General features: G+C 70.8%; 10 protein-coding genes. 4 read left to right on the forward strand and 6 right to left on the reverse strand.

Annotated features, from left to right (window positions below; genetic code table 11):
* The 4 genes from QNJ30_27580 to QNJ30_27595 all read left to right on the forward strand — a co-directional run.
* The coding region (locus QNJ30_27580) for a DUF934 domain-containing protein (GenBank protein MDJ0947226.1) at window positions 1–333 on the forward strand (333 nt) is incomplete at its 5' end.
* A gap of 33 nt (window positions 334–366) precedes the next feature.
* Window positions 367–1095 (forward strand): phosphoadenylyl-sulfate reductase, encoded by a 729-nt coding sequence (locus QNJ30_27585; GenBank protein MDJ0947227.1) that lies wholly within the window; start codon window positions 367–369, stop codon window positions 1093–1095.
* A gap of 51 nt (window positions 1096–1146) precedes the next feature.
* Window positions 1147–1572 carry a rhodanese-like domain-containing protein gene (locus tag QNJ30_27590; GenBank protein MDJ0947228.1) on the forward strand — a complete coding sequence of 142 codons (426 nt, stop codon included), beginning with the start codon at window positions 1147–1149 and terminating at the stop codon, window positions 1570–1572.
* Complete coding sequence (locus tag QNJ30_27595; protein MDJ0947229.1) at window positions 1569–2786, forward strand: O-succinylhomoserine sulfhydrylase; 1218 nt, start codon at window positions 1569–1571, stop codon at window positions 2784–2786. Before QNJ30_27590 ends, QNJ30_27595 begins: the two co-directional genes overlap by 4 nt.
* Before the next feature lie 34 nt (window positions 2787–2820).
* Here the strand turns inward: QNJ30_27595 and QNJ30_27600 are convergent, their stop codons facing one another.
* The 6 genes from QNJ30_27600 to QNJ30_27625 all read right to left on the reverse strand — a co-directional run bounded on the left by QNJ30_27600 (window position 2821) and on the right by QNJ30_27625 (window position 9586).
* The gene (locus QNJ30_27600) at window positions 2821–5271 is read right to left on the reverse strand and encodes an FAD-dependent oxidoreductase (protein MDJ0947230.1); all 2451 of its coding nucleotides are present in this window, start codon (window positions 5269–5271) and stop codon (window positions 2821–2823) included.
* Complete coding sequence (locus tag QNJ30_27605; GenBank protein MDJ0947231.1) at window positions 5268–6149, reverse strand: choline/ethanolamine kinase family protein; 882 nt, start codon at window positions 6147–6149, stop codon at window positions 5268–5270. The genes QNJ30_27600 and QNJ30_27605 overlap by 4 nt, the downstream gene beginning before the upstream one ends.
* 139 nt (window positions 6150–6288) lie before the next feature.
* Window positions 6289–7575 carry a TRAP transporter large permease gene (locus QNJ30_27610; protein ID MDJ0947232.1) on the reverse strand — a complete coding sequence of 429 codons (1287 nt, stop codon included), beginning with the start codon at window positions 7573–7575 and terminating at the stop codon, window positions 6289–6291.
* Complete coding sequence (locus tag QNJ30_27615) at window positions 7572–8123, reverse strand: TRAP transporter small permease (protein MDJ0947233.1); 552 nt, start codon at window positions 8121–8123, stop codon at window positions 7572–7574. Before QNJ30_27615 ends, QNJ30_27610 begins: the two co-directional genes overlap by 4 nt.
* Window positions 8124–8335: 212 nt before the next feature.
* Window positions 8336–9391 (reverse strand): TRAP transporter substrate-binding protein, encoded by a 1056-nt coding sequence (locus QNJ30_27620; protein ID MDJ0947234.1) that lies wholly within the window; start codon window positions 9389–9391, stop codon window positions 8336–8338.
* Window positions 9392–9442: 51 nt separating this feature from the next.
* On the reverse strand, window positions 9443–9586 hold the full coding sequence (locus tag QNJ30_27625; protein MDJ0947235.1) for a DUF1445 domain-containing protein: 144 nt from the start codon (window positions 9584–9586) through the stop codon (window positions 9443–9445).
* Window positions 9587–9590 lie beyond the last annotated feature (4 nt).

Genomic DNA, 9590 nt, shown 5'->3' on the forward strand with positions numbered 1-9590 from the left:
CAGTCGCCCGAGGACCTGGCCGAGGACCTGCCGCACTTCGTGGCGGTCGCGCTGGAGTTCCCCAAATTCACCGACGGCCGGCCCTACTCCCACGCCCGCATCCTGCGCGAGCGCCTGGGCTTCCGCGGCGAGCTGCGCGCCGTAGGAGCGGTCTTCCGCGACCAGCTGGCCTTCATGACGCGCTGCGGCTTCGACGCAATGGAGCTCGACGCGCCCGACGCCGCCGCAAGCTGGACCGCCGCGACCCGGGAGTTTGGCGCCTGGTACCAGCCGGCCAGCGAGGGCAGCCGGCCAATCCCGGCCCTACGCCGGCGCCTGCAGGCCGCCGAATAGGCCGCAGGGGAAGCTTCAGCGGGAGCCGCCGCCATGACCCTCTGCCTTTCGGACGCCGAACGCGGCCGCCTGGCCGCCGAACGGGCCCGGACCTTCGAGGCGCGCTACGGCCAGCTCGGCGCGGAGGCCGCCCTGCGCTTGGCGATCCGGGACCTCTTCCCGGGCCGGATTGCGCTGGTCTCCTCCTTCGGCGCCGAGTCGGCGGTGCTGCTCGACATGGTCGCCCGGATCGACCCGGCGACGCCGGTGGTCTTCCTCGACACCGGCAAGCACTTCGGCGAGACCCTGCGCTACCGCAACGCCCTGGCCGCGCGGCTCGGCCTCAGCGACCTCCGCAGCGCCGCACCATCGCCTGCGGCCCTGGCCGAAGAGGATCGCGACGGCCTGCTCTTCGCCCGCGATCCGGACCGCTGCTGCGCCCTGCGCAAGACCCTGCCCCTGACGGAAGCCCTGGCCGGCTTCGAGGCCTGGATCACCGGCCGCAAGGCCTTCCAGGCCGCGACCCGGGCCGGACTACCGCTCTTCGAGAGCGACGGCCCGCGGATCAAGGTCAATCCCCTCCGGCACTGGCGCCCGGCCTGGATCGCCGAGCACTTCGCCCGCCACGGCCTGCCGCCGCACCCGCTCGAGGCGGAGGGCTTCCGCTCGATCGGCTGCTATACTTGCACCGCACGGGCGGCGCCCCAGGCCGACGCCCGCGCCGGCCGCTGGCCCGGCCTCGCCAAGACCGAGTGCGGGATCCACGTCGGGCTTGGCGGTTGATCGGACCCGGACGGGGGCGTATCGAGGCCGGGGACAGCAGGGAGTCTCGACATGAGCGACGGAACCTACGCCGGCGAAGTGACCTCCGCGGAAGCCTTCGAGATCCTCCAAAGCGACGATCAAGCGGTCCTGGTCGACGTCCGGACCCTGCCGGAATGGCAGTTCGTCGGGGTGCCCGACCTGCGCGGGATCGGCAAGGAGCCGGTGTTCCTGTCCTGGCAGGTCTATCCGCAGATGGCCCTGCATCCGGAGTTCGAGCAGAGACTGCGCGACCAGGGCGTTGGCCCGGAGAATAAGGTCCTCCTGCTCTGCCGCTCCGGCCAGCGCTCCCGCTCGGCGGCCATGGCCCTGACCGCGGCCGGCTTCGGGGCGGCCTACAACGTCTCCGACGGCTTCGAGGGCCGGCCCGACGGCGGCGGCCAGCGCGGCAAGATCGAGGGCTGGAAGGCGGCCGGCCTGCCCTGGGTCCAGCAATGACCTCCGACGACGGCCCGAAGCGGGACCCGAGGTCCGCCGAGACCTGGCGCCAGGCGACCCGGCTGGTCCGCGGCGGCCTGGCGCGCTCCGCCTTCGGCGAGACCAGCGAGGCGGTCTTCCTCAACTCGGGCTTCGTCTACGACAGCGCCGAGGAGGCCGAGGCGCGCTTCAAGGGCGAGGCCGAGGGCTTCGTCTATTCGCGCTACGGCAATCCGACGGTGCGCATGTTCGAGGAGCGCCTCGCGGCCCTGGAGGGCGCCGAGGCCTGCTTCGCCACGGCCAGCGGGATGGCCGCGGTCTTCGCCTCCATGATGTGCTTCCTCAAGGCCGGCGACCGGGTCGTGGCGGGCCGGGCTCTCTTCGGCTCCTGCCATCACATCATCACCCAGATCCTGCCCCGCATCGGCATCGAGACCCGGCTCGTCGACGGCCCCGACCTGGAGCAATGGCGCGAGGCCCTGGCCCCCGGCGCCGCCGCCGTCTTCCTGGAGAGCCCGGCCAACCCGACCCTGGAGCTGATCGACATTCCCGAGGTCTGCGCCCTGGCCCGGCCGGCGGGCGCAAAAGTCATCGTCGACAACGTCTTCGCCACGCCGCTGCTGCAGAAGCCCTTCGAGCTGGGCGCCGACATCGTGGTCTACTCGGCGACCAAGCACATCGACGGCCAGGGCCGCTGCCTCGCCGGCGCGGTGCTGGGCAGCCGCAGCTTCATCGACGAGACCCTGCAGCTCTTCATGCGCCACACCGGGCCGGCGCTCAGCCCCTTCAACGCCTGGGTCATGCTCAAGGGCCTGGAGACCCTGGAGCTGCGGGTCGCCCGGCAGTGCGAGATCGCGCTGAGCCTGGCCGAGCTGCTGCAGGACCAGGACGGCATCGACCGGGTGCTCTATCCCGGCCTACCGAGCCACCCCCAGCACGACCTGGCACAACAGCAGATGACCGGCGCCGGGACCCTGGTCAGCTTCGAGCTGCCCGGCGGCAAGGCGCAAGCCTTCGCCTTCCTCAACGCCCTCGAGCTGATCGACATCTCGAACAACCTGGGCGACACCAAGAGCCTGATCACCCACCCGGCGACCACGACCCACCGGGCCATGGGCCCCGAGGGCCGGGCGCAGATCGGCGTCACCGACGGCATGCTCCGCCTCTCGGTCGGCCTGGAGGATCCCGAGGACCTGGCCGAAGACCTGCTCCAGGCCCTCGACGCCGCCTCCTGATCCCGCGCGGCGGCCGGCCCGCCGAGGTCGGTCTTCAGGCCTTGATCCGCGCCGCCTTTGGATCGTAGAGCGGCCCCAGATGGATCTTGCAGGGCAGCCGCTCGCTGGCCACCTCCAGCTCGTAGCGGCCGGACAGCAGGTAGTCCCGGCCGACGCCCTCGGAATTTCGGACGTAGCCGTAGCCGATCGACTTTCCCAGGGTGTAGCCGTAGCCGCCGCTGGACAGCCAGCCGACCCGTTCGCCGTCTCGGTAGATGGTCTCGCGCCCCAGCAGCACGACCGAAGGATCTGCGGTGAAACCCGCGAGCCTCTTGGTCAGCGGTCCCTCGGCCTGGGCCTCCAGGGCCTCGCGGCCGAGAAAGGGCCGCTTCGTGTTCAGCTTGACCGCCCAGGCGAGCCCGGCCTCCAGCGGCGTGTGGTCCGGGCCGATATCGGCGCCCCAGGCGCGGTAACCCTTCTCCAGGCGCAGGCTCTCGATCGCGCGGTAGCCGGCGGGGCGCAGGCCCCGGGGCGCCCCGGCCGCCATCAGGGCCTCGAAGAGGTTGACCGCGTACTCGCAGGGCACATGGAGCTCCCAGCCCAGCTCGCCGACGTAGGTGACCCGGAGCGCGATCACCGGCGCCCCGGCGATGCCGATCTCCTGCGAGGTGGCGAAGGGAAAGGCGGCATTGGAGAGATCGGCTGAGGTCAGGCCCTGCAGGATCTCCCGCGACCGCGGGCCCATCAGCGACAACACGGCATAGGCCGAGGTGACGTCGACCAGCTGCGCCCGCAGGCCGGCCGGGATGTTGCGTGCGATCCAGTCGAAGTCGTGGGTCGCGAAGCCAGTCCCGGTCACAATGTAGAAGCGCTCCTCGGCCAGGCGTGCCACCGTGAGGTCGCATTCGATGCCGCCGCGGGCGTTGAGCATCTGAGTATAGGTCAGGCGTCCTGGCGGCTTGGTCACGTCGTTGGCGCAGATCCAATCCAGCGCCGCTGCGGCGTCCGGGCCGAGCAACAGGAACTTGGCGAAGGAGCTCTGGTCGAAGACCACCGCCGCCTCCCGCGCCGCCCGGTGCTCGCGCCCCACGGCCGCGAACCAGTTGGGCCGGCCGAAGCTGTAGACGTCTTCAGGCGTTTCCCCCGCCGCCGCGTCGGCGAACCAGTTCGGCCGCTCCCAGCCGAGCTTCTCGCCGAAGCAGGCGCCCAGGTCCGCCAGCCGATCGTAGAGCGGCGAGCGCCGGCAGGGCCGGCCGCTGGCGTGCTCCTCCGCCGGCCAGGCGATGGTGTAGTGCTTGCCGTAGAGCTCGAGGGTGCGCTTGCGCACCCAGTCGATGTCGAAATGCGGCCGGCCGAAGCGACGGATGTCGACCGGCCAGAGGTCGTAGGGCGGCGCGCCCTGGGCGATCCATTCCGCCAGCGCCATGCCGGCCCCGCCGCCGGCGGCGATGCCGAAGGCGTTGAAGCCGGCACCGACGTAGAAGCCGCGTAGTTCCGGCGCCGCGCCGAGGATGAAGTTGCCGTCCGGGGTGAAGCTCTCCGGCCCGTTGAGCAGCTGCTTGACCCCGGCCGTCTCCAAGGCGGGCACCCGCGCCAGGGCCTGGGTCATGAGCGGCTCGAAGTGGTCGAAGTCGGAGTCCAGAAGGCTGAAGTGGAAGCCCTCCGGGATCCCCTCGATTGCCCAGGGGATGGGATTCGGCTCGTAGCCGCCCATGACCAGGCCGCCGACCTCCTCCTTGTAGTAGGTCAGGCGGTCCGGGTCGCGCAGGGTCGGCAGCGCCGGCGTGACCCCTTCGATGGGCTCGGTCACCATGTACTGGTGCTGCACCGACACCAGGGGCACCTTGACCCCGGCCAGGCGTCCCACCTCCCGGGCCCACTGCCCGGCGCAGTTGACGACGACCGGCGCGCGGATCGTTCCGCGCGGCGTGACGACGCCGGCGACCCGCCCCTCCTCGACCAGGATGCCGGTGACCGGCGTGTCCTCGAAAAAGCGGACACCCTTGGCCCTGGCGCCCTTGGCCAGGGCCTGGGTGATGTCCGAGGGGTTGGCCTGGCCGTCGGTCGGCAGGAAGGCGGCGCCGACCACGTCGGCGACCTCCATCAAAGGCCAGAGCGCCTGCGCCTCCTGCGGGGACAAGAGCTGCATCTCCAGGCCGAAGGAATGGGCCGTCGTCGCCTGGCGCTTGACCTCGGTCCAGCGCGCCTCGTTGCAGGCCAGGCGCAGGCCGCCGTTGCGCTTCCAGCCGGTCGCCTGGCCGGTCTCGGCCTCCAGGCGGTCGTAGAGCGCGACGGAGTAGCCGAGGAGCTGGGTGATGTTGGCATTGCCGCGCAGCTGTCCGACCAGGCCCGCGGCATGGAAGGTGCTGCCCGAGGTCAGCTTGGCGCGCTCCAAGACGACGGTCTCGTCCCAGCCGAGCTCGCCCAGGTGATAGGCGGTCGAGCAGCCGACGATCCCGCCGCCGATGACGACGGCCCGGGCCTCTTTCGGGAATTCCCCGGTCATCCCTGCGCCTTGCGAAAGGCCGCGAGGGCCGCGTGGAAGCCGGCGAGGTTCTCCGCCGTGTAGCCGGCGTAGTCGAAGTCGAGCTCGGAGTGGATCTCGGAGACCATGCTCCAGAGGGTCTCGCGCAGCAGCGAAGCGCATTTCATCGCGCCGTAGCGACGGCGCAACGCGTCGGTGACCGGCGCCTCGAAGTAGGTCTCCAGCAGCCAGTCCTCCTGCTCGGGGCCTAACCCGTTGTTGGAGGCCAGGCCGCCGAGGTCGAAGAGCGGCGAGTTGAAGCCCGCATAGTCCCAGTCGATCAGCCAGACCCGCGTGCCGTCGTCGATGAAGTTGGCGGCCAGCAGGTCGTTATGGCCGTAGACCAGGTCGATGGGTCCGACCGCCGCCTCCAGCGCCTCGGCGGCGGCCAGCAGCTCCGGCAGCTTGTCGAGGTGGGCGCTCCCGCCCTCCTTCAGGGTCGCGGCGTAGTCGCGCAGGACGTGGAACACCCAGAAGATCAGTGCCGGGCCGCGCAGGTGCCTGGGGATCTCGCGGTGGCAGTCCCGGACCAGCGGCAGGATGCGTTCCAGCGTGGCCTGGTCGCGGACGTCCTCGGCCGCGAGCGTCCGTCCTTCGACGAAGCGCAGCACCAGGGCGCCGGGCTCGGCGTGCACGACCTCGGGCGAGAGGCCGGCGGCGAAGGCGGCGCGGCTGGCGGCCAGCTCGTTGAAGCGCAGCACCTGGTGCACCAGGATGTCGTTGCCGACCCGCACGACGAACCTCTCGCCGCCGTCCTCGACCACGAAGTTGACGTTGGTGATGCCGCCGCCCAGAGGCTGCGGATCGACCGCGCCCTTCCAGAACCCCAGGCCGGTGGCGAAGCTCTTTGCGTCGGTCACCTCGTTGGTCTCCTTTCCGGCAAGGTGCAGGGACCGCTTAGGGCGACGCGGTCGGGTGCCGTTCCTCCGCCGACTATGCCGCCGGAGATGATAATGTCCAGGTTCCGCGGGGCCGCCTCGGCTGGATCGATCCTCGGCGTCAGCCGCCGGCGCTCTCCGGAAGCCAGAGCGCGAGGGCGGGGAAGAGGATCAGGAGCAGCGCCATGGCCAGCATGGTCAGCACGTAAGGGACGGCGCCGAGCATGACTTCGGCCAGGCTGCCGCCCTTGCGGGCGCCCTGCACGACGTAGAGGTTGAGCCCGACCGGCGGCGTGATCAGCGCCATCTCGATCAGCAGGATCAGCAGGATGCCGAACCAGACCTTGTCGAAGCCAAGGCCGGCGACGATCGGCACCACGATCGGGATCGTGGCGACCATCAGCGACAGGGTCTCGACGAAGAAGCCGAGGACGAGATAGAGCAGCACGATGGCGATCAGCGTGCCGGTGGCATCGAGCCCGAGCCCGCCGAGAAAGCCCTTGAGCTCCCGCCCCAGGCCGGCCGAGGCCAGGGTGTAGTTGAGGAAGTAGGCGGCGACGATGACCAGCATGATCATCGCCGTGATCCGCATCGTGCCGAGCAGGGCCTCGACGAGCATCGTCCGGGTGAGCGCGCGGTGCCAGGCCGCGATCAGGCCGGCCATGGCCACGCCCAGGGCCGCGGCCTCGGTCGGCGTCGCCCAGCCCCGATAGATCGAGCCGATCACGACCGCGAAGAGCAGCAGGATCGGGATCAGCTCCGCCAGGCCAGCGAGCCGCTGCGACCAGGCGAAGGTCCGCCCGGTGCCGCCGAGGGCCGGACGTAGCTTGCAGATGGCCGCCGTGATCAGCATGAAGCCCAGGGCCATGAGGAGCCCCGGCAGGAGGCCGGCCAGGAAGAGCCGTGGGATCGAGGTCTCGGTCAGGAAGCCGTAGACGATCAGGTTGATCGAGGGCGGGATCATGATGCCGAGCGTGCCGCCGGCCGCGATCGCGCCGGAGAAGAGACGCTGGTCGTAGCCGAGGCGCTCGGCCTGGGGCATGGCCACCGTGGCGACCGTGGCGGCGGTGGCCACCGAGGAGCCGGAGGTCGCCGAGAACATCGTTGCGGTGCCGATGTTGGCGTGGATCAGCCCGCCGGGCAGCCAGGACAGCCAGGCGTCCAGGGCCTTGTAGGTCCGCTCGGCGATGCCCGCGCGGACCAGGATCTCGCCCAGCAGCACGAAGAAGGGGATGGCGATCAGGAGCGAGCTGTCCGAGGCCGACCAGACCACCTGGCCGAGCCCGCGGATCAGCGGGAAGGGCGAGAAGAAGAGATCGACGCCGAAGCCGAGCAGGAAGAGGACGACGCCGACCGGGATCGACAGGGCCAGGAGGGCGAGCAGCGCCCCGGCGACCGACCAGATCATGGCTCGCGGCCCCCTTCGAAGCCGCAGCCGGCCAGGGCTTCGACCGCCGCAAGCCTGCGCCGGAAGACCAGCGCGGCGGCGACGAGGAGCAGGAGCGTCGCAGTCAGGGCGAACCAGACCCAGCCGCCGAACCAGATCGCCTGGGGAATCCACAGCGGGGTCTCCAGCGGCGTGTTGGCGCGCGAGCCGCGCTCCAGGGTCTTGGCGAGGACGCTCCAGGAATGGAAGGTCACGACCCAGGTCGTGCCCGCCAGCAGCAGCAGCGCGAGCAGGTCGAGGACGACCCGCCCGGCCGGCAGCAGCCGCCGCTGCAGCAGGTCGATGCGGATGTGCGCCCGCTCGACCAGGGCATAGGAGAAGCCCCAGGTCGCGATCGCGGCCATGGCATAGCCGGCGTACTCGTCGGAGCCGCCGAGGGCGCCGAAGGGGGTCTGGCGCAGCAGGATCTCGACCAGGATCAGCCCCCCGGTCGCGAGCAGCACCAACCCGCAGGCCAGGCCGATCGTCCGGTTGCCGCGCCGGAGCGCCGAGACGACGCGGTCGCTCATGACAGGGGCTTCCTCGCTGCCAAAGCGCAATAGCAGGGTGATGGAAGGTGCGAGCTGCCACCCTCGCCCTTCGACAGGCTCAGGGTGAGGGTGAGCAATTTCAGGCTCTTCTCCTCATCCGCGCGTAGCGCTGGGCTGCGCCCCTTGTCGAAGGATGACCGCAGGCAAGCCGTCATGCCTTCTTCGCCCCGCGATGGCCCTCGCCGCCCGGCTCAGTTGAGCTCGACCGTCACGCCCGTGGCAGCGCCGACGCTGTCGTTCCAGCGCTTGGCCCAGTCCGGCCCGGCGCGCTCGGCCCAGTCGGGCAGCACCGTCTCGCGCAGCACCTTGTTCGCGACCTCGAGGTCCTGGGACGAAGGCTCGACCAGGGTCATGGCCGCCGGCTTGCCGGAGGCGCAGTCGCCCTTGCCGGTCAGGCAGGCGATGTCGTTGTCGAGCGCGCCGGCCAGCGCGTCCCAGGCCGGCGTCTCGAAGCCGGCCTTGACCTGGTCCAGCAGGAAGGCCTGGGTCTCTGCGGAGAGGCTGTTCCACTTGTCGAGGTTCATCGCGGTCGCCACGGAATCCCAACCGCCGAGCGGCAGGGTCATCAGATGGGTCGAGGACTCCCACCAGCCGGCGGAATAGCCCGAGCCGGAGCCGGTGATCGCGCAGTCGATCACCCCGCGCTCCAGGGCGCCCGGCACCTCCGAGAAGCCGAGATTGACGCCCTCGGCGCCCAGGGCCTCCAGGAACTTGGTGGTCATCCGGCCCGAGCCGCGGATCTTCTTGCCCTCGAGGTCGGAGAGTCCGGCGATCTCGGCGTTGCAGAACACCACCTGCGGCGGATAGGGCGCGACCGCCAGCAGCTTGGCGCCGAAGCGGTCGCGGAGGATGTCCTCGACCATCGGCCGCGCCGCCTCGACCATCCTGCGGGCCGCCGCCGGGTCGGTCGCGATCAGGGGCACGTCGAGGCCCTCCAGCTCCGGCGCGTCGCCCACCGTGTAGTCGGCGACGGTCATGCCGACGTCGAAGACGCCGTCGTTGAGCAGCCGGAAGACGTCGCCGCCCTTGACCCCCATCTGGTCGAAGGTGGTCATCTCGACCGCGATCTTGCCGCCCGAGGCCTCGGGCAGGGTCTGGGTCCAGAAGGGCGACTCGTGCTGCTTGTGCAGCGGCAGGCCGCTCCAGCTGCCGACGACGGACAGGGTCGTCTCGTCCAGCGCCGCAGCCGGCGCCGCCGCGACGGCGAGGGCCGCCGTCGCCAGAAGGGTCTTGGTCAGGTTGCGCATCGATCGTCCTCCCGTTTTGCTGTTTTTGTTCTGCGCGTCAGTCTTCGGCCGTCACGACGGCCGCTCCGCGATGAGGTCGGTGACCAGCATGTGGCCGGGATCGTGGGTGATCGCGATCGCCGGCGCGGCCCGGCGGATCGCGAGCTGCGGCGTGACGCCGCAGGCCCAGAACACGAGCATGTCGCCCGGATCGATGACC

It is taken from the genome of Kiloniellales bacterium (genome assembly GCA_030066685.1).
GTDB lineage: Bacteria > Pseudomonadota > Alphaproteobacteria > Kiloniellales > JAKSBE01 > JAKSBE01.

Bases quoted from the DNA above. Each gene is read 5' to 3' on its own strand.
- QNJ30_27590 (MDJ0947228.1), top strand. From the start codon at position 1,147: ATGAGCGACGGAACCTACGCCGGCGAAGTGACCTCCGCGGAAGCCTTC.
- QNJ30_27585 (MDJ0947227.1), top strand. From the start codon at position 367: ATGACCCTCTGCCTTTCGGACGCCGAACGCGGCCGCCTGGCCGCCGAA.
- QNJ30_27615 (MDJ0947233.1), bottom strand. From the start codon at position 8,123: ATGAGCGACCGCGTCGTCTCGGCGCTCCGGCGCGGCAACCGGACGATC.
- QNJ30_27600 (MDJ0947230.1), bottom strand. From the start codon at position 5,271: ATGACCGGGGAATTCCCGAAAGAGGCCCGGGCCGTCGTCATCGGCGGC.
- QNJ30_27610 (MDJ0947232.1), bottom strand. From the start codon at position 7,575: ATGATCTGGTCGGTCGCCGGGGCGCTGCTCGCCCTCCTGGCCCTGTCG.
- QNJ30_27595 (MDJ0947229.1), top strand. From the start codon at position 1,569: ATGACCTCCGACGACGGCCCGAAGCGGGACCCGAGGTCCGCCGAGACC.
- QNJ30_27620 (MDJ0947234.1), bottom strand. From the start codon at position 9,391: ATGCGCAACCTGACCAAGACCCTTCTGGCGACGGCGGCCCTCGCCGTC.